Genomic DNA, 18,755 nt, shown 5'->3' with positions numbered 1-18,755 from the left:
GTTGACGAATTCCTTGGTGCCGTCGAGCGGATCGATCAGGAAGAAAGCCCCATTTAGGTCGGGCGGCACGATACCGGCGGAAGCTTCTTCCTCGGCCACGCAGGGGATATCGGGAAATGCGGCACGCAGTCCGGCGAGAATGATCTTTTCGCTCTCGCGGTCCGCCTCGGTCACCGGCGAGGCGTCGGACTTGCGGTCAACCGCACAGCCGGCGTGGAACACGCGCATCACCTCGCGCCCGGCCGACAAGGCCAGGCGCTCGAAGATTTCAAGCATCAGCCTGTCGTCAGATGCCGCCGCCGCTATCGTATTGGTCTTCGGCAATGTCGCGCTCGTTCAGCCAGTGTTCCAGGGCGTCGACCATCTCTTCGGCCGATTTGCCGAGTGTCTGCAGATGGATCTCCGGGGTTTCCGGCGCTTCATAAGGGGAATCGACGCCGGTGAAATTCTTGATCTCGCCATTCAGCGCGCGCGCATAGAGGCCCTTCGGATCACGCCTGGCGCATTCCTCGAAGGGCGTATCGACGAACACCTCGACGAATTCTCCGTCGGCCATCAATTCACGTGCCATGCGCCGTTCGGCGCTGAACGGCGAAATGAACGAAACAATGACGATCAACCCGGCATCGGCCATCAAACGCGCCACCTCGGCGACGCGGCGGATGTTCTCGACGCGATCGGCATCGGTAAAGCCAAGATCGCGATTGAGACCGTGACGGACGTTGTCGCCGTCGAGGATATAAGTATGACGGCCGGTGGCGAACAGCTTCTTTTCGAACAGGTTGGCGATGGTCGACTTGCCGGATCCCGACAGCCCGGTGAACCAGAACACGGCGGGCCGCTGGTTCTTCATGTCGGCGCGCACGCGCTTGCCGACATCGAGCGACTGCCAATGGATGTTTTCGGCACGACGCAGCGAGTGCAGGATCATGCCGGCGCCGACCGTGGCGTTGGAGATGCGGTCGATCAGGATGAAGGCGCCGGTTGTGCGGTTTTCGGCGAAGGGATCAAAGGCGATCGGCGTCCGCGTCGAGATGTTGCAGATGCCGACTTCGTTCATTTCGAGCGACTTGGCCGCTTCATGGGCAAAGTCGTTGACGTTGATCCGGTATTTCAGATCGGTGACGGTGGCGCTGGTCTGGTCGGTCTCGGTGCGCAGGATGTAGGAGCGGCCCGGCAGCAGCGCATGCTCGTCGAACCAGACGATGTTGGCGGCGAACTGGTCGGCGACCTGCGGCCGTGCGGCAGGCGAAACCAGCATGTTGCCGCGCGAGATTTCGACTTCGTCGTCGAGGACGAGCGTGACGGCCTGTCCGGCAGCCGCCTGGGCGAGATCGCCGCCATACGAGACGATCCGCTTGACGCGCGAGGATTTGCCCGACTTGGCGACAACGACCTCGTCGCCGGGCGCAACCGAGCCGGAAGCGACCGTGCCGGCAAAGCCGCGAAAGTCGAGATTGGGACGATTGACATACTGGACCGGGAAACGGAACGGCAGTTCGACCATCGCTTGGTCGACCGACACGGTTTCGAGATGCTCGATCAGCGTTGGGCCGGAATACCATTCCATGCTTTCCGACCGACGGCTGACATTATCGCCATAACGGGCCGACATCGGGATCGGCACAATGGTCTGGAAGCCGAGATCGCGCGAGAATTGCCCGTAGTCTTCGACGATCCGGTCGAAAACCGTCTGATCGAAATCGACAAGATCGATCTTGTTGACGGCCAGCACGACGTGGCGGATGCCGAGCAGCGAGGCGATGATCGAATGTCGCCTTGTCTGGCGAAGCACACCCTGCCGGGCATCGATCAGCACGATCGCCAGGTCGGCGGTCGAGGCGCCGGTGGCCATGTTGCGGGTGTATTGCTCGTGACCAGGTGTGTCGGCGACGATGAATTTGCGCTTCGGCGTGGCAAAGAAACGGTAGGCGACGTCGATCGTGATGCCTTGCTCACGCTCGGCCTCGAGGCCGTCGACCAGCAGTGCGAAATCGATGTCGTCGCCCGTCGTGCCATGCTTGCGCGAATCGCGTTCGAGCGCGGCGAGCTGGTCCTCGAAAATCTGCTTGGTGTCGGACAGCAGGCGCCCGATCAGCGTCGACTTGCCGTCATCGACCGAGCCGCAGGTCAGGAAGCGCAGCAGCGACTTCTTCTCCTGCGCCGCCAGATAGTCGCGAACGCCGTCGGTGGGGGCGAGGCTCTTTGCCATGATGTGGCGCATGGTCAAAAGTACCCCTCGCGCTTCTTCTTTTCCATCGAGCCGGCTTCATCGCGGTCGATCAGGCGCCCCTGCCGTTCGGATGTCCGTGCCGTCAGCATTTCGCCGACGATGGCTTCCAGCGTGTCGGCCTCCGATTCGATGGCGCCAGTCAGCGGATAGCAGCCAAGCGTGCGGAACCGCACGAGCCGGTTCTCCACTGTCTCGTCGGGGCGGAGTTTCATGCGCTCGTCGTCCCGCAGGATCAGCATGCCGTCGCGTTCCACCACCGGCCGTTCCTTGGCGAAATAGAGCGGCACGATCGGGATACTTTCCTGCAGGATGTACTGCCAGATATCCAGCTCGGTCCAGTTCGACAGCGGAAAGACGCGGATCGATTCACCCGATGCGATGCGGGTGTTGAATATCTTCCACATTTCGGGGCGCTGGTTCTTCGGATCCCACACATGCTGGGCATTGCGGAAGGAAAAGATGCGCTCCTTGGCGCGCGATTTCTCCTCGTCGCGACGTGCGCCGCCAAAGGCCGCGTCGAAGCCGTATTTGTCGAGCGCCTGGCGCAGCGCCACGGTCTTCATGACATGGGTGTGGGTGTTCGAACCATGGTCGAACGGATTGATGTTGTCGCGCACGCCGTCTTCGTTGACATGAACCAGGAGATCGAAGCCGAGTTTCTGCGCCATCTGATCGCGAAAGGCGATCATCTCGCGGAACTTCCACGTCGTGTCGACGTGAAGAAAGGGAAATGGCGGCTTGGCGGGATAAAACGCCTTCATCGCCAGATGCATCAACACGGATGAATCCTTGCCGACCGAATAGAGCATGACCGGCTTGGCAAAGGCGGCCGCAACCTCGCGGAATATATGGATGGACTCGGCCTCAAGCCGCTGAAGATGCGTAAGCGCTGTTGTCATGGACCGTGGGCGTTCTTTCGTATTTCCAACAGAAGACCTGCCTCAAATCATCGAGCTTTTGCGCCCGGTTCGAGCCTTGTTTCTGGACAATCTTCCTCGTGCCGGCGTTCTAGCAGATCGCCGTTGTCAAGAACAATGCAAGACTGGCCCGGCCGCACATGGTTCGAGAATGAATTTTCCACAGATACCATCAAACCCGGAAATTCCTGCCCGCAAGCTCAACAACCGAGAAAACGCGGGGAAAATATTGCTTGAATGGCCGGCTACGGCTTTCAAGCGACTTCCCTTGGCCGACCGTCGCCTGCCGCCGATTTTCGGTGGCAATCCACCAGATACACTATCGAAAACGGGGGGCGGCCGCTATACCAGCTTCGGCAGCGGGCAAGCGCGTTATGAGGCATGGGCAATTTCGAGGCGAGCGCATTCAACTTCGCTAAACAAGATCCGCCGCATGACACTTGCCGAAAACAGCGAGCCCGAAAATTGAACCGGCTTTCATCCCTCACACAGCAATTCTCGCCTTCGCGGATCAACAACTACTTCTCCATCCTTTGCTTCTTTTTTCCACCGGTTCTGGGGTCGGTGGTCAGCTTTGTGTTCAATTGCGGAGGCCTTTCGTCCGCCCTGCTGATTGCTTTAGGGAAAAGGCGCTTCAACGCCGACCGGCCCATGATCTGGATGACGGTCGCGATCTATGCCTACTGCGCCGCCAATCTCCTGGCGTCCATCGTCAACAACTCGTTTGTCCGGGATGCGCCGCATCTTATCCCGCTCGTCACCTTCCTGTTTTTTCCCGTGTCCTATTCGACCTGGAGCAACACGCAGAAAACCACGCTTGCCCGCATCGTCGTGCTTTCCAGCATGGCCGCCTGCTTTGTCGCGCTGCTCATGGCCGTCATCCAGCAATATTGGATTGGCGTCAGGGCGGAGGGGGGAGCCGGAAATCCGATCGTCTTCGCAACCGTCGTCTGCCTTGCCGTGGTGACGTGTGTGGCTGGCGCCTTGTCCAGTATTGAGCAAGCCCGGACACCCCTCTTCTACGCGACACTGGCCGGGACGATCGCCGTCATCTATTCCGGCTCGCGTACCATCTGGCTGGCACTGCTGATTGCCGGCATAGCCGTCATGTTGATCAACCGGCACAGGCTCAGGGGCAGGAATGCCGTTCGCCTGCTGCTGCTGCTGGCGGCAGTCGGCGTCGTGATCGCCGCTTCCAGCTTCCAGGCGATATCCGGGCGGGTCGACTTTTTGCGCTCCGATTGGGGTGCGCTTGGAGCTAGCGGCAACTACGACACCTCGTTGGGAATACGTGTTGCGCTTTGGGAGATCGGCCTCAAAGCATTCCATGACATGCCACTGTTCGGGCACGGTGTGGGTGCAACCCAGCTTCTGATCAAACAGGGCTTTCATGAGCAGTTCGCGATGGACACAGGCTTCAACCATTTCCACAACGGCTTCCTGACCGCCTTGGTGCAAGCAGGAATTCTGGGCGCCGTGACGCTGGCAGCGATCTTTATCGTTGCCGCTGGAAATGCCGCCCGGGTCTTGCGAAGCAGCAGCGATCCGAACGAGCGGTTCGGCGCCACCATGATTGTCGTCGTGGTGATCACCTATCTGACGGCCGGAATGACAGGCATCCTGGTCGGCCATGACATTCTGGACTCGGTGCTGATGGTCTTCCTGGTGAGCGGAACATATCTCGCCTCCGGACGTCATGTTCCTTTGCTGGACGAACCGGCACTTGCACCAGTCACGCAAGACCTGTCTCGGGCAAGGCCATGAAGGTTCTGGTCACGGGCGCGACAGGTTTCATCGGGCGTCTTGTCGTGCGCCACTTACGCGAAGCCGGTGCCGAGCTTCGCCTCGCCTCCCGCCATCCCGAGAGGCTTGGTTCGGAGAACGAGACTGTGCCGATGCCCGGCTTCGATGCGCCGGCCGCCGCCTTCCTGGAACTGACCCGGCATATGACTGACGTCGTCCATTGCGCTGGCCTCAACAATGATCGGGGAAATGCAACCGAAGCCGATTACCAGGCGGCCAATGTGGAACTGAGCGCAAGGCTGGCGCATGCAGCGGCGGCCCAGATAAGCGGACGTTTCATTCATCTCTCCTCGATCCGGGCGGTGATCGGCGCGCACGTCAGCGCAACGATCGACGAGGACACGCTTCCTGCCCCACAATGCGCCTATGGACGCTCGAAGCGCGAAAGCGAGATCACGGTTTTGGACGCCTATGCGTCGCATGGCCGCTCCGACGCCGCCGTGTTGCGCCTGCCTCCGGTCTATGGAAGTGGCATGAGGGGAAATCTGGCAACGCTGATGCGCCTTGCCGATACGCCGCTGCCGCTGCCGACTGGTGCCTTGACCGGAATCCGTTCGCTGATGTCTTCCGAGGCCGCGGTGCGAGCAGTGTCGCACCTGCTCAGCCATTCCGGGCTGCTTCGCCCGATCTATGTCGGCGCCGATGTGCCGCCGGTCGCCCTCGACGCCGTCATCGCCGTCTTTCGCAGAGGTTTGGGGCGGCCTGTGCGCCTGATGGCGATGCCGGCCGGGCTGATACGGCCGGTGGTGGCCGCACTCGGCAGGCGGGCGTTCTGGGACAGCCTGACCGCGACACAAATATGCGACCCCGCCCTGCTGGTATCGCAGGGGTGGACGCCCGAAGCCGGCACGCTTGAGCGGCTGGCCGAGCTGGCGCGGCTCAGCAGATCCTGACTTTCTTGCTTGACCATGATCTTTTCATGGTCTGCTCAGCGGTAGAGCGTTCCAAACAGGATCCGAAGATCGAGCCAGAACGACGCGGTGCGGAGGTAGGCAGCATCCGTTTGCGCCAAGAGCTCCGGGTTAGACATGTCGATGCCCCTGATCTGGGCCAGGCCGGTTATGCCCGGCAGCGCCGCCAAAACCCCCAGCCGCCTGCGACACTCGATCAATTCCGTCTGGGTCGGCAGGCAGGGCCGCGGCCCGACCAGGCTCATTTCCCCCTTCAAGACGTTCCAGAATTGCGGCAGCTCATCGAGCTTGAACTTCCGCAAGACCTTTCCAACCGATGTCACGGAATCCGCCGGCGCCTCATGCGAGGGTAGCGACGGCGTCCCGACATACATCGTGCGCAACTTGTGGCAGCGGAAAAGCCGACCGTCACGGCCGACCCGCACCTGTGAAAAAATAGCCGGGCCCGGCGACGATGCCCGAACGGCAAGGACGGTGAGCGCCAAGACAGGAGATGTCGCCACCAGCAGCAGAGCCGCACCGGCAAGATCGAAGATTTGCTTGGCTGCCTTCATGAACGGCCGATAGTGCTCCCTGCCGAAGTCCCGAGGCAATGCCGCAGGCCAATGCCGTCAATCCGGTCGACGTAGCATGAGCCGATCTCTTGACCAAGCGCGCCACGCAGCCGTCGCAATGTTCAGATGCGCCCCAGGACGAAGGCGAGATAGAGCCCCAGGTTTCCGGAAACGGTCTGCCGATAGACGCCGCTTCGGCGCAAGCCTGCCAAGCGGCGGAAAAGGCCGCCGTCGCGCCCGCGGGTGAAAAGGTCGAGGCACACCATCGCGTCCTCGGTCAGGAGGTCGCGATTGACGGCAAGACCGTCAAGGTTGAGGTCCGTCCAGCCGGCGAATTCCCCCTTAAACAGGCGGCCAAGCCGGGACACCCTTGCTTTCCAGGATACGTTGGCGCCGACCAGGTTTGCCGCATGCTGCCGGTAGCGCACCAGCGGCCGCGGATCGTAGCGGACGATGCCGCCGGCGGCGGTCACGATGAGATAGGCCCACCAGTCGTGGCTGACGAACCCGGTCCGCATGCAGGCCCTGGCCAGCAGGTTGCGTGCCGCTGCGTTGAGCAGGATGGTGTTGCCGCCGGCGATGCTTTGCACAAGCGCGTTGCGAAAGGTTGGCGGCCGGGCAAACAAAGGCGAATGGCCGACAAGGCTTCCTGTTTCCGTCATGGTCGCGGTTCGCGAACAAAACATCAGCGGGATTTTCGCATCCTGGGTCCGCATCCAGTCGATAGCGCTCTCCAGCCTGTCGGGCTCCCAGATATCGTCCTGGTCGCAGAAGGCATAGCAGTCCGCCTCGATGCGTCGATCGACGATCATGGAGCGGAAATTGGCGGCGAAGCCTTGCCGCGGCCCCTCGACGAGCGTCATTCGACACTTGGGCCGCCAGCGGGATTTCCATGCCTCGATGATGGCGGTCGTGCCATCGACGGAGCCATCGTCGGATATCCACAGGTCGACCAGAGGGTGCGACTGCTCGAGCAGGGACTGCAGCTGCTCCTCGATGAAGGCGGCGCCGTCTTTCGTGCCCATCAGGACCGCGATGCGCAGATCATCTTTGCTCACGAGCAAGATCGCTTTCTGATTCTGATTGGATCTATCTCTTTGATTTGGCGCAATTCCCAAAGGTAAGCGCCGTGCGCTTTTCCCGGAATTGTTCTAGGTCGCCTGCCCGGCCGTCTTCGGAATCGCGTCTTGACGTGCACTTGCCCTGGCCTTCTTGGCGCGGTCGAGACCTGCCAATGCGGCGAGCGCGGCAGCCTTGTCCTGGTTTTTCGCCGACTGCTGCAGCGCCGTGAGCGCGACCTGGACATCCGACCATTCCACGACGTCCGTGCTGAGGCCGAAAATCTTCGAGATGCCGAGTTCGACGAGTTCCTCGTCTTCGCCATGCAGCGTTTCGTGGAGTTTTTCACCCGGCCTTATGCCGGTGAACCGGATCGCGACGTCCTTGTATGGGCTCTTTCCGGACAAGCGGATCATCGTTTCGGCCACTTCAAGGATCGGTACCGGCTTGCCCATGTCGAGCATATAGACGGCATAATCGTCTCCGCTCTGCCGCGACGCGGCATCGGCCGCCGACATGATGACGAGATCGACGGCTTCGGCCACGGTCATGAAATAGCGTGTCATGCGCCGGTCGGTGATGGTGACGGGCCCTCCGGCCTCGATCTGCGCCTGGAATATGGTCGCCACCGAACCATTGCTGCCGAAGACGTTGCCGAACCGCACTGCAATGAACTTGGTGGCCGGGCGACGCCCGCTTGTCTCGCCTGCCGGCGTGCCATGCAAGGCGCTGATGATCTGTTCGGCGGCCCGCTTCGTCATGCCGAGCACTGACGAGGGATCCACCGCCTTGTCGCTCGATATCAGGACAAATTGCGCAACCCCGCACTTGGCGGCGACCTCGGCACAGACGAGCGTTCCGAAGATATTGGTCTGGATGGCCGAATCCCAGTTTTCCTCGAGCAGCGGAACATGCTTGAGGGCCGCGGCATGAAAGATGATGTCCGGCCGGAATTCCGTGACGACACGCGTTATCTGGCGCCGGTCCGCGACATCGACGATGCGGACCTTGAGGCGGTCGTGGTCCTTCTCGTCAACATACTGGCTCAGCTGGAAAATGCCGAACTCGGAGTTGTCGGCGACCAGCACCGCCTCGGCTCCGAGTTCCAGCGACCGCCTGACCAGCGTCTGACCGATAGAACCGGCACCGCCGGTCACCAGAACGCGTTTGCCGCCGACAAAGGCGCCGATACGCTGGATATCGGACGCGACCGTCGGCCGGCGCAGGATCGTTTCCATCTCGACGGTGTCGAGAACCAGCTTTCCGTGCTGTTCCAACTCCGAAAGGCCTGAGAACTGCACCACATTTATGTCGCCGTGCCGGGCAATGCGCACAAGTTCCGAATAGTCCTCGATTTCGTGCTCGGCGCCGCTGCCGAAAATCAGCAAGTCCAGGCTCTTGGTGCCGGTCGCATAGTCTTCCAGGACATCGATCAGGCGCGGCATTGTCGCCACCACGGGAACACCTTGAATCCGCGTGCCCAACGGTGCGCCGCGCTCGGTGGCCATGATGCCTGCGATGGAATAGTCCGCCGGTTGCGCCGTGCGCGTGAAGCGAATGATCAGGTCGGCCTCGCCGAGCCGGCCGACAAACAGAGCGCGCTTGGCCTGCTGGTCGGTCTTGCGGCTCAGAATCCCCCAGCTCGCGCCGTCACGCAGGAAGCGGTAGAACAGCCGGGGTGCCGATATGATGGTGAAGGAGACGAGGAAGAAGACGATGAACTGACGCTCGTTGAGCCCCGCCACCGGCCGGTAAAAACGCAGCAGCAGCGACGCCATGTAAAGAGTGAACGTCAAAATCGCGCAGCTCTTCAGGATGTTGAAAAAGTCCGGCGTCGAGGCGAAGCGCCAGACAGTGGTGTAAAGGCCACTGTAGCGGAACAACAAATGGCTGATGACGACGATGCCCGCCCATGTCGCCAGACCCTCGTTGGAGAACGCTTCGAACGAAAGATTCGACCGCGAAAGAATAAGGCTGAGTGCCACGGCGACCAGGACCATGACCACGTCCTGGACCATGATGAAGGCGCGCCGCATCTGTGGCCTGAGCCCGAACACAGCTTCTAGATGGGAATTCATTGGACGGCACTAGACTCCAGGCTCAAGGGCATCGACACCAGCGAAGTGCGAACACGAAGATACTTCGCGATCAATCACCTTACCCACGTGCCATCCCCGACCCCCGCCGTCCTGTATCGCATACTGCGGGTGCGAGGGCATAGCCAGAGGTTTTTTCGGACAAGAGCGTGAATACGAGTAAGCTTGACGCCCTGTTACTGGATCGGTGGAGTCCGATCGGTGCGTTGCGATTTGGACACTGCCGCCGCGTCAGCGTTGTTTCGGTTTTGCCGCAATTGACTCTGCTCTCGACCTCGCTACGACGCAACTGGTCGAAATGGCTATGAAGGCCAAGTTTGCGGGTCGAGTGCGTGCAGAGGACAAAGCTACCAGAGGTGGGGCGCGGGCGCGCCACATTATAGTCATAACATGTCGCGACATGATGGCACGCTGGCCATTTCCATACTGGGACGGCCTTCAGAGACGTAATGACTCGGTTGCAGCTTCCAAAACCGGCGTAGAGTACAGGCAAGGCTCATGATCGCAGAAGCCAGCTCTGTGGCTTGCCCATCCATGGGATACAATTATGGCTGTTGCCGCGACGACAATGAAGAGTTCGAAGTTAAAGCGAGAAAGCCAGGGCGAGCGCACCTGCTTGATGGTTCTTGGCATGCATCGGTCCGGCACCAGCGCGTTGGCCGGCGTGCTTCAACTGCTGGGTGTTGCTCCACCAAAGAACTTGATTCCCGCCGACGAAAGCAACCGGACAGGTTATTGGGAACCATTGCATCTGGCCCTGCTGAACGAGCAGCTCTTGCTCGAACTTGGTAGCCGGTGGGACGATTGGAGGCCGGTCCGGGTCGAGGAACTGTCGGCAAGCCGGTTAAGATTCTACCACGACGAGATCGCTCGCCTACTCGATGGCGAATATGGCGGCATGCCAACGATCGTGCTCAAGGAGCCGCGGATTTCGCGCATTGTGCCGATCTATCAGCAACTGCTTACATCGCTCAGGTACAAGACTGACTATGTAACGATCACTCGCAATCCACTGTCGGTCGCCAAATCGCTGGCAAAGCGCGACGGAATGGATCTGGGATTCGCCTCCCTCGTTTGGCTGAACTACGTTCTGGCCTCCGAGAGAAGCACTAGGAATTCACCTCGTGTCTTCTTGTCGTACGAGTCGATGGTTCGAGATTTCGGGCCTGCCCTGGAGAAGATCTCAGAACGATTTTCGATCGAATGGCCGCGCAAGATTAGCTCTGTCGAGAAAGAAATTGCAGCTTATCTGTCGACTGATCACCAGCACCATCTGGCGAGCGTCGACTTGCTCATGGCTAATGATGGCGTGCCGGATCTGGTCAAGCGAGCCTATGTTGCCATGCTCGACCTCGAGGAAGACGCGTCTTCGCCAGCAGCGACCGCCGAACTCGATGCAATCTATGACGAATTTGAGGACAGTTGGCTGCCGGCTGGCCAAGTCATGTTTGCCGAATTGCTGGCGCGTGAGACCAAGGCGCGCCTCGCGCCGACAACCGATTACGCCGCCACAGAGTTAAGACTGGTCGGCAATGTCCGGGCGCTGATGTCTCAAGTCGATCAACTTAGCGCGGAACGCGATGCGTTGAAATCAAAGATCGTAGCGATGGTTGAGGACCAGAACCCAATGGAAGGGCAGGCGGTCGAGGGTGAGATAAGAGCAGAGCGACTGAAGTCAAGCGAGTTGGCCACCGAGTTGGCCACAAGGATCGGTGAGATTGCGAGCTTGAATGCCGAACTCTCAACGCGCTCGGCGCAACTCGCAGATTCGAGACAGGAAATCGCAAGGTATGTCAGCCAGATGTCAGCTCTCCAGGCAGATTTGAGATCGCTCACCGAGCAGTACGACAGCCGGGGCCTGGACGTTTCGACCCTGAGGGACCAAGCAGAACAACTGCGATTGGAGATCGCCGCCAAGTCAAGCGAGTTGGCCACGAGAATCGATGAGATCGCGAGCTTGAATGCCGAGCTCTCAACGCGCTCGGCACAACTCACAGATGCGAGACAGGAAATCGCAAAGCATGTCAGCCAGATGTCAGCTCTCCAAGCGGATTTAGGATCGCTCACCGAGCAGTACGACAAGCAGGGCCTTGACGTTTCGGCCCTGAGAGGCCAATTGGCGGCCGTGACGGAAAGCCTTCAGGCAGCGGCGCGCGAGCTAACGCTTATCCACGAGAGCAAATCGTGGAAAGTTGCGAAAGCATTGTCAAAGCTTGCTTTGCCGATCCGAAAGATTGGCGCAGACACACGAGGCACGGATAAGTGAGCGCAAAACAGAAGACATCAGCAGATATCTACGTTTTCGATGTCGACCCGAATTCGGACACGGCTGCGGCAAATGTGTTGCGGTTAGTCGGCAGGGATAAGGATGTCCTCGAAATCGGCGCCGGACCGGGGTCGATCGCCAAGCCACTGATAGCTCTGAACGGCTGTCGGGTTACCGCGCTCGAATATGATCCGAACTGCATTCCGATCCTGAAGAGCTTTTGCGTCGACGCGGTCCAGGGCGATCTCAACACGCCAGGATGGGGCGAGGTCTTCGGTGAGCGACGCTTCGATGCCGTCGTCATCGCGGATGTGCTCGAGCATCTGGTCAATCCCTGGGAGACATTGAGGGAGGTCACCCGCTATCTGCGGCCTGGCGGCAGCGTGGTCTCGTCGATCCCCAACGCCAATCATGCCGCAATGATGGCGATGATGCTTGATGACAATGTCGACTACCGGGACTGGGGCCTTCTCGATCGCACACATATCCGCTTCTTTGGCGCCAAGAACCTTCAGCACCTCTTCCGCCAAGCCAATCTGAAGATCGTCGACGCGCTCTTTGTCGTGCGGACGCCCGAGATGACAGAGTTCGCCGAGAACTGGAAGAAAACGCCCGAACAAGTCCGGGCAGCTTTGGAACTCGGCGCCTATTCGCAGATCTATCAGACGGTCGTGAAGGCAGAACTGGCGAACTCGCCGAAGAATGAGTTTGTCCTGCTCGATCGCGCGCCCCCGAAAATCGGCAAGCCTGTTTCGAATTTGCCGTTTGTCCCGCCGCCACACTATTCGCCACAGCAGCGACCGACGTTCAGAACGATGGTTGGCCGCATGCTCGGCCCGACCGGCCGTCGCATCGTGAAGTCGATCCTGAGCATGCGATAATGGCGCTGCGTTATGTTGCCTACTATCTGCCGCAGTTCCATCCGTTCCCCGAGAACGATGAATGGTGGGGCAAAGGGTTCACCGAATGGACCAACGTTGCGAAGGCGGAGCCGCTCTACGATGGCCATAATCAACCGCGCTATCCGACCGATTTCGGCTACTACGACCTTCGCGTCCTGGACACCATCCGCGATCAGGCCGAGGTCGCTAGGGAGCACGGGATCGACGCTTTCTGCTTTCACTACTACTGGTTCGACGGCCACCGGCTGATGGAGAAGCCGGTCGATGCTTTCCTGACCGACAAGAGCATCGACATGGGCTTCTGCCTGTGCTGGGCGAACGAAAACTGGACCCGCCGATGGGACGCCGCCGAGCACGAGGTTCTAATCGCGCAGACCTATGGTCCGGATTGGGAGTTGCGCTTCATCGAAAGCCTCTTTCCCTATTTCAAGGATCCCCGCTATCTGCGGGTCGATGGCAAGCCGTTGCTGGTCGTCTACCGGCCGCAGCATCTTCCTGACGCCAAGGCCGCAGGTAAGCGCTGGCGGGAGCATTGCCGCAAGATGGGTATCGGCGAAATTCACATCGTGAACGCGCTCGTTCACGGCAATAACGACTACGAGCAGTATGAGTTCGACGCAGGCGTCGAGTTCCCGCCGCACAACATGAAATTCCATGGTGTGAAGGAGATCGTGCCGACCTATAAGCCATTCGAAGGCTACCCGGTCGAATATGCCAACGTTGCGCGCGATTTCCTATCGAGGGACCATAGCCGCAAGCGGATCTATCGAACCGTTTTCCCCGATTGGGACAATACGGCCCGGGTAAAGAATCGCTCATTGATCGTTCTTGGCTCCACCGTTGCAAATTATGAGCGCTGGCTGCGGGGATCGAGTTCGCTGACGCGCGCCAATCGCGCGGAAGGCGATCAACTGGTCTTCATCAATGCTTGGAACGAATGGGCCGAGGGATGCTATCTCGAACCAGACCGGAGACACGGCCGGGGGTTCCTGGAGGCCACGCTTCGCGTGAAAAATGGCATGTCGATGGTTGACGATATTTACGACGTTGCGCCGGAACGCGTGCGGTTCGAACTCAGGCAGCAATTAGCGGCGATCCCCGAGGAAGCCAGGGACGCCGAAATCGCAAAGCTCCGTGCCGCAAAAATCCGGGAAGTCGCTGACCTCGATGGCAAGGTGACTTTGCTCAAGCAGGAAGCCAGCCGCTTGCAGTCCGGGAATGAAACCGCTCCTGAGCCGCAGCGCGAAATCACGGAAACTGCGGCGAGAAGCATTCAAAAGGCGCGGGACGCCCAAGCGGTTGAGCAACCTCAGCCGAAGCTGACGACGACGAGCCCGGCGGTCCTGACGATGCCTGAACCCGGTTCGATCAAGGTGCCCCTGAAGTTCAGGGTGGCGCACCGGCTTTACGACAGGCCAATGATGTTCAAGGCCGTCCGCTTTGCCTATCGTGCCGCGAAACGCGTGGTTAATCCGTCCTCTGCAACCGAGCCGGCGCAAAAAAAAAAAGTAATCGCTGATCTCCCGGACCAGGTTGCGATGGCCTCTAGTCGTCACCAGTTGGAAGGGCACGATGTCCAGGAGGTTTCGCTCGAATCCATTGGCAGGGTGGCGTCGAGCAAACAAGAAATGCTCACTTCGAACGAGGATTGCATTTGGACCGCGTTCTCTCCCTGCAACGTCGAGGCTGAACTAGCTCCGCGACTGCACGTCGCGAAAGGCGTGGTCAATGGCGACGAATTCGCTCGCATGCTGAAGACGGTTCCCTATGAGGCAGCGCCATTGCGGTTCGGTCGGTTTCACAATTGTGTGGCGCATCCGATCGCCGTGGCTCTCGTCACCCGGAACAACCAGGTCATCGCCGAAACGATGCGCATCTACCGCTATGTCAGGTCGCAAGTGACAGAGCTTGAATATTTGGTGGAAGACGATGCAGGCGCGCATCTGAAGGCTGAAACAGCGACCGAGATCGATGCGGACGTGATCATTCCCATGCACTACTCCCAAGCGTTCGGCCATGTGGTCTTTGATATGGTTCCACAATTGTTGGCGTTTCGTGATGAGATCATTGCTGAGCGGTTGCGTGTTGTCCTGTCGACGAAAGCGCCAAAATGGTTGATCAGGATGCTGTCGGTCTGGGGCTTCCTTCCACACCATTTTCTTATCCTCGACGCGGCCAGCACCGCTGTCTACAAGTTCCGTTCGGCCATTGTCTCCAATGCTCTGACCACGTTCACCACGTTCTTCCCGCATCCGGAAACAGCCGATCTGATGTCGCGAACGCTCGTGCTTCCCCCGGCGGTTCAAGACTATCGTGCCAGACGGATATATCTCGGGCGTTCAAGCGAAACCACAAATTCCGGTAGGACGATAGCCAACGAAGCCGCGCTTCAGGCTGCGCTGGTCAAGCGTGGTTTCAAGGTCATCGATCCGGCCGTGCTGGCTTATTCGGACCAGATCGACCTTTTCACAGATGCCGAAATTATCGTCGGAGCGCATGGGTCCGCCTTTGCCAACCTGATATGGTCGAAGGCGGGAACGGTGGTTTTCGACTTGATGCCCGACGCCTGGATCAATTTCTGGGGTGCCGGCGGCGGAGTAGTCGAATTATGGATCAGCCGTATCTGTGCCCTGAAGAAGTTCGACTACAATGTCATATTATGTGACTCTAATGGATCATCTGAAACGTGGCAGCCAAAGACCTATGCCATGCAGTCCACGGTTGACGTTGAAGTGGCCATGGACCACATCGATCAGGCGATAAAAGAGCTACACAAGGCCACCCGATGATTAGTCAGCGCGATTTTCAGGTCTTGTCCAATCTTGTTCGCAGGGACGTGAGCAGCAGGTTCAAGGGTTCGTTTTTCGGGATTGGTTGGGCGCTGTTAACGCCGTTGCTCACCCTTTCCGTTTTCACCCTGATGTTTGGCTCCGTGTTCGGCGTCAAATGGGCCGCCGCAGGTGCCAACCAGAACCACTCCGTCGGATTCTTTGCGCTTGCCCTGTTTTGTGGCCTCATGTTTTTCAACTTCTATGCCGAGGTTCTGTCCAAATCGACGGGGGCTATATTGAACAACGCGACCTTCGTGAAAAAGATCGTCTTTCCGATCGAAATTCTGCCGGCGGTGGTCACCGGTTCCGCGATGGTGCAACTCGGAATCAGTCTGGCCGTGCTGCTGGTCTTTACCCTGATCATAACCGGAAGCCTGTCGCTCTATATCTTGCTCGCTCCCCTTACGATTGTTCCTTTCGTCCTGCTGGTGCAGGGAATTGCGTGGGTCTTGGCCTCTCTGGGGGTCTATTTTCGCGACATCAGCCAGATGATCGGTCCGGTTCTGACGGCGTCCATGTTTCTCTCGCCCATGTTCACGCCCCGAACATCGATGCCGGAATGGCTTCGGCCCTGGGTGGTTTTAAACCCGCTGACGGTGCCGATCGAAAATTTCCGTGCCGTCGTCCTCATGGATACCCTGCCTTCATGGTGGGCGCTGGCCGCCTATTTCTGCGTTGCCTTGATCGTCGCGCTGCTAGGCAGGCTGTTCTTCGAGAAGACACGAGGGGGATTTGCCGATGTCATCTGAGCGCGATAGCCGGCCCTTTGCGATCAAGGTTCGCAACGTCACCAAGCGATACACGATGTTCGAGCGGCCGGAAGACCGCTTCAAGCAGATGATCGTGCCGCGATTGGAACGTTTAGTGGGCATGCAACCCCGCCGCTATTACAAGGACTTCGCGGCTCTCAACGACATCTCCTTCGAACTCGGCCACGGCCAAGTGATTGGCATCATTGGCCGTAATGGATCGGGAAAATCCACGCTGCTGCAAGTGATCTGCGGAACGCTTCCACCGACCAGCGGTACGGTTGAAGTCAACGGCCGGATCGCGGCCTTGCTTGAACTCGGTGCCGGCTTCAATCGCGAATTCACCGGGCGTGAGAATGTCCACCTCAATGCCTCCATTCTCGGCGTCCCACGGGAGGAGATGGCCTGGCGTTTCGAGCAGATCGAAAGATTTGCGGAGATCGGCGACTTCATCGATCAGCCCGTCAAGACCTATTCGTCCGGCATGTATATGCGACTTGCCTTCGCTACCGCGATCAATGTCGATCCCGACATCCTGGTCGTCGACGAAGCGCTTGGGGTGGGCGATGAGGCGTTCCAGCGCAAATGCATGGCCCGCATCGAGCAGATCAAGGACGCCGGAGCTACTATCCTGTTTACCTCGCATGGCGCCCAGACGATCATTCAATTGTGTACCAGCGCAATTCTCATCGATGGCGGCGAGAAGATATTGGAGGGCACACCCAAGCGGGTGGCCAGCCAATATCAGCGGCTTGTCAATCTTCGTGGCGAAGAGGCCAGACAAGTGCGTGAAGAGATCAAGACGCTTGCCGGCACTAGCGATTCGGACGGCCCGCCGGTGATTGGCAATCATGCACCAGCGACGAAGTTGCCGACGCAGAGACCCGAACAGTCGGAGATCGTTGATGATGGTTTTTGGGACCCTGCGCTTACCAGCCAGACCATCACGCCCTATGAAGAGACTGGTGGGCGCATTGCCGACGTGCGGATTGTCAACACCGGTGGGGAAATGGTCAACGTGCTGACCCAAGGCTGTGTCTACGCGGTGCAATATACCTTCACTGCAACCACGGACGTCGACGATCTCGCGTTTGGCACCCTGTTCAAATCCCCTTACGGTGTGGAACTGTGTGGGGGAAATACTGATCGGGTGCCGGATCTTCGGCTGAAGAGCTTAGGGGTAGGCGAGTCTGTGCAGGTCAACTTTGAGTTTAAGTGCCTGCTACGGGCCGGAGTTTATTTCATCAACGTTGGAGCGATGGGGAATGCAAATTTTGAAAGACAATACCTTCATCGCATACTTGATGCCGTGATCTTCAAGGTTATGCCGGCCCCGGATGAGATTGACTACGGCTTCTTCAGCCTGGGAATGACCTTCAAGTTGACCCCCGCTGATTTGACCTCGGACACGCCCCTAGTTCGCAAGATTGCAGCCGCCTGAATTTGTTCCGCATCCATTCGGGGCACCGTTCGATGACCAACGATCAAAGACTTCCAAGCGCTTATCATCGCACGGACGCCATCGCCCGAGCGATGGAGTCAGGCGACCATCGCCAGATCATCGGTGGAATGTGGGATGAAATCGGCCGCTTGCAATTCGACTTGCTGGTCGATAATGGCCTGCAGCCCCGTCACAGGCTGATTGACCTTGGCTGCGGCAGTTTCCGGGGCGGGGTCCACTTCGCCAATTATCTTGACGCGGGTAATTATTTCGGCGCGGACATAAATGCTAGCATCATGGACGCCGGATACGACAGGGAACTGGCGCCGTTGGGACTGGCCAACAAAGTGCCGCGGGCCAATCTGCTGGTGACCGGTGATTTTGACGTTGGCAAATTGGGTACCACGTTCGACTACGCCTTGGCCTTGTCGCTGTTCACGCACCTGCCAATCAACCTCATTCGAACTTGCCTTGAGAAGCTTCGGCCGACAATGGCGACTGACGGTAGGTTGTTCGCGACTTTTTTTGTGTGTGATGATGGCCTGCCATTGTGGCGGCCTATCTCACATCCGAGAGGCGGCATAACCACTTACGGTGACGCGGACCCGTATCATTATAAGGTCGCCGACATTGAGTTTATGGCGGGATCGACAGGCTGGCACATCGAAAGAGAAGTTCGCTTCGATCATCCTCGAAGCCAGCGCTGCTTCGTGCTAGCCACGGCGTGACGCACGCCGTGCCCCGTATTCGGCAACCGCCGCAGTACCATCTCTATGGGTTTGATACGCTGACGCCCGCCATCGGACCGCCCAGCCGTAGAGTTGCTGATCGATCTCGGTCAACGTCGCCAACAGGTCCAGGGTCGATGACGGCAGTTCTTCTCGCATCGTTCGGACCGGCGCTGCGTTGATCCGGAAAACGTTCGACGATGTATCGCCAAGCGCGGCGAAGATTGAGGCGTTGTCGGCCTCGAAATTCTCCACCAGCCCAACG

16 protein-coding genes are annotated in these 18,755 nt (G+C 59.1%); 9 read left to right on the top strand and 7 right to left on the bottom strand.

Features of this window, described 5'->3' with window-relative positions; translation table 11 throughout:
* The 3 genes from ENZ74_RS03890 to cysD all read right to left on the bottom strand — a co-directional run.
* On the bottom strand, positions 1-276 hold a 276-nt coding region (locus ENZ74_RS03890), incomplete at its 3' end, for an inositol monophosphatase family protein (RefSeq protein WP_281059698.1).
* Positions 277-286: 10 nt separating this feature from the next.
* Positions 287-2,224 carry a sulfate adenylyltransferase subunit CysN gene (gene cysN / locus ENZ74_RS03885; protein ID WP_024503688.1) on the bottom strand — a complete coding sequence of 646 codons (1,938 nt, stop codon included), beginning with the start codon at positions 2,222-2,224 and terminating at the stop codon, positions 287-289.
* Positions 2,225-2,226: 2 nt separating this feature from the next.
* Positions 2,227-3,132, bottom strand: a complete 906-nt coding sequence (cysD, locus tag ENZ74_RS03880) for a sulfate adenylyltransferase subunit CysD (RefSeq protein WP_013532711.1) — start codon at positions 3,130-3,132, stop codon at positions 2,227-2,229.
* Here cysD and ENZ74_RS03875 point away from each other — a divergent pair.
* From ENZ74_RS03875 to ENZ74_RS03865, 3 genes are read left to right on the top strand one after another with little or no spacing between them, the layout of a single operon-like run.
* A complete protein-coding gene (locus ENZ74_RS03875; protein ID WP_127224166.1) occupies positions 3,131-3,619 on the top strand; it encodes a hypothetical protein in 489 nt (162 codons plus the stop codon). The genes cysD and ENZ74_RS03875 overlap by 2 nt on opposite strands.
* Positions 3,616-4,914: an O-antigen ligase gene (locus ENZ74_RS03870; protein ID WP_013532712.1), complete on the top strand. Its 1,299-nt coding sequence runs from the start codon at positions 3,616-3,618 to the stop codon at positions 4,912-4,914. The genes ENZ74_RS03875 and ENZ74_RS03870 overlap by 4 nt, the downstream gene beginning before the upstream one ends.
* Complete coding sequence (locus tag ENZ74_RS03865; RefSeq protein ID WP_013532713.1) at positions 4,911-5,846, top strand: NAD-dependent epimerase/dehydratase family protein; 936 nt, start codon at positions 4,911-4,913, stop codon at positions 5,844-5,846. The genes ENZ74_RS03870 and ENZ74_RS03865 overlap by 4 nt, the downstream gene beginning before the upstream one ends.
* 35 nt (positions 5,847-5,881) lie before the next feature.
* On the opposite strand, the gene ENZ74_RS03860 is transcribed toward ENZ74_RS03865, so the two are convergent.
* The 3 genes from ENZ74_RS03860 to ENZ74_RS03850 all read right to left on the bottom strand — a co-directional run bounded on the left by ENZ74_RS03860 (position 5,882) and on the right by ENZ74_RS03850 (position 9,555).
* A complete protein-coding gene (locus ENZ74_RS03860) occupies positions 5,882-6,418 on the bottom strand; it encodes a sugar transferase (protein ID WP_013532714.1) in 537 nt (178 codons plus the stop codon).
* A gap of 122 nt (positions 6,419-6,540) precedes the next feature.
* Entirely contained in the window at positions 6,541-7,476 is a 936-nt protein-coding gene (locus ENZ74_RS03855) for a glycosyltransferase family 2 protein (RefSeq protein ID WP_013532715.1), read from the bottom strand.
* A 93-nt stretch (positions 7,477-7,569) separates the two neighbouring features.
* Complete coding sequence (locus ENZ74_RS03850; protein WP_063167692.1) at positions 7,570-9,555, bottom strand: nucleoside-diphosphate sugar epimerase/dehydratase; 1,986 nt, start codon at positions 9,553-9,555, stop codon at positions 7,570-7,572.
* 565 nt (positions 9,556-10,120) lie between these two features.
* Here ENZ74_RS03850 and ENZ74_RS03845 point away from each other — a divergent pair.
* The 6 genes from ENZ74_RS03845 to ENZ74_RS03820 are packed head-to-tail and all read left to right on the top strand — an operon-like array spanning position 10,121 to position 18,490.
* Complete coding sequence (locus ENZ74_RS03845) at positions 10,121-11,839, top strand: sulfotransferase family protein (protein ID WP_013532717.1); 1,719 nt, start codon at positions 10,121-10,123, stop codon at positions 11,837-11,839.
* Positions 11,836-12,720: a class I SAM-dependent methyltransferase gene (locus ENZ74_RS03840; RefSeq protein ID WP_013532718.1), complete on the top strand. Its 885-nt coding sequence runs from the start codon at positions 11,836-11,838 to the stop codon at positions 12,718-12,720. The genes ENZ74_RS03845 and ENZ74_RS03840 overlap by 4 nt, the downstream gene beginning before the upstream one ends.
* Entirely contained in the window at positions 12,720-15,530 is a 2,811-nt protein-coding gene (locus ENZ74_RS03835) for a glycoside hydrolase family 99-like domain-containing protein (protein WP_013532719.1), read from the top strand. Before ENZ74_RS03840 ends, ENZ74_RS03835 begins: the two co-directional genes overlap by 1 nt.
* Complete coding sequence (locus ENZ74_RS03830; protein ID WP_013532720.1) at positions 15,527-16,321, top strand: ABC transporter permease; 795 nt, start codon at positions 15,527-15,529, stop codon at positions 16,319-16,321. The genes ENZ74_RS03835 and ENZ74_RS03830 overlap by 4 nt, the downstream gene beginning before the upstream one ends.
* Positions 16,311-17,762, top strand: a complete 1,452-nt coding sequence (locus ENZ74_RS03825) for an ABC transporter ATP-binding protein (RefSeq protein WP_013532721.1) — start codon at positions 16,311-16,313, stop codon at positions 17,760-17,762. The genes ENZ74_RS03830 and ENZ74_RS03825 overlap by 11 nt, the downstream gene beginning before the upstream one ends.
* Positions 17,763-17,794: 32 nt before the next feature.
* Positions 17,795-18,490 (top strand): class I SAM-dependent methyltransferase, encoded by a 696-nt coding sequence (locus ENZ74_RS03820; RefSeq protein WP_013532722.1) that lies wholly within the window; start codon positions 17,795-17,797, stop codon positions 18,488-18,490.
* Here the strand turns inward: ENZ74_RS03820 and ENZ74_RS34345 are convergent.
* The coding region (locus ENZ74_RS34345) for a hypothetical protein (protein ID WP_164760946.1) at positions 18,476-18,755 on the bottom strand (280 nt) is incomplete at its 5' end. The genes ENZ74_RS03820 and ENZ74_RS34345 overlap by 15 nt on opposite strands.

It is taken from the genome of Mesorhizobium sp. M7A.F.Ca.CA.002.15.2.1, from assembly GCF_003998715.1.
In the GTDB taxonomy this organism is placed as follows: domain Bacteria; phylum Pseudomonadota; class Alphaproteobacteria; order Rhizobiales; family Rhizobiaceae; genus Mesorhizobium; species Mesorhizobium ciceri.
Note: the sequence above shows the minus strand (reverse complement) of the source record. Positions and strands in the feature narration are given on the sequence as shown.